Genomic DNA, 959 nt, shown 5'->3' with positions numbered 1-959 from the left:
CCCGAAGAAACCCGGCGAGCGCGTCAAGACCGATCGGCGCGATGCGGTCAAGCTCGTGCGATCGCTGCGCGCCGGCGACCTCTCGGCGGTGTACGTACCCAGTGTGGAGGATGAAGCGTTCCGGGATCTGTCACGCGCCTGGGTCAACGCCAAGGACGATCTGAAGCGCGCCCGGCAACGGCTGAAGGCCTTTCTGCTTTCACATGGGGTGCGCTACAGCGGCAGAGCCGACTGGGGACCGGCGCACCGGCGCTGGATCAGTACCTTTGCGTTCGACACCGTGTGGCAGCAACTTGCCTTTGACGAATATCGACGTGCCATCGAGGATCGGCTCGCGCAATGCGGCCGTCTCGAAGCGGCCTTGCGCGAAGCCGTGGTCAACTGGCGCTTCTATCCGGCCGTACTGGGCTTGCAGGCCATGCGCGGCGTGCAGTTCACCACGGCGATAGGCATGCTCGCCGAATTGGGCGATCTCTCGCGCTTTATGCATCCGCGCCAACTGATGGCCTGGCTCGGGGTGACGCCCGCCGAACATTCATCGGGGGAAAAACGGCGCCAAGGCAGCATCACCAAGAGCGGCAATAGCTATGCAAGAAAGCTGCTAATCGAAGCCGCCTGGAGTTACCGGCACCCGGCACGTGTGAGCCCCGAGATTCAGCGACGGCACGAAGGCATCCCGAAGGCCATCGTTGACCGGTCCTGGGACGCCCAGGTTCGACTGTGCCGGCGCTATCGAAGACTTGCCGCGCGCGGCAAGAACCCGAACATTGCGGTGGTTGCGGTGGCCCGCGAACTGAGCGGGTTCATCTGGGACATCAGCCGGCTCGCCATGTCGCTTGCCATACCGAACGCGGCGCAGACAACGTAACCCAGCGCCAAGGTACCAACCTATCTGCCACCTACTGTGGAGCCAGTTTCCTGAAGGGCGACGTAGCCCGGCACACGAGCAACCCGCGACC

The 959-nt window shown here is 63.9% G+C and carries 1 protein-coding gene; it reads left to right on the top strand.

Translation table 11 applies throughout. From position 1 onward, the window contains the following. Positions 1-868, top strand: an 868-nt coding sequence (locus ACYP5B_RS48760; protein ID WP_459574655.1) for an IS110 family RNA-guided transposase, incomplete at its 5' end; no start/stop codon positions are given. Between the last annotated feature and the right edge of the window lie 91 nt (positions 869-959).

The organism is Cupriavidus sp. 8B, assembly GCF_054589115.1.
This window is presented reverse-complemented; position numbering and strand designations above follow the sequence as displayed.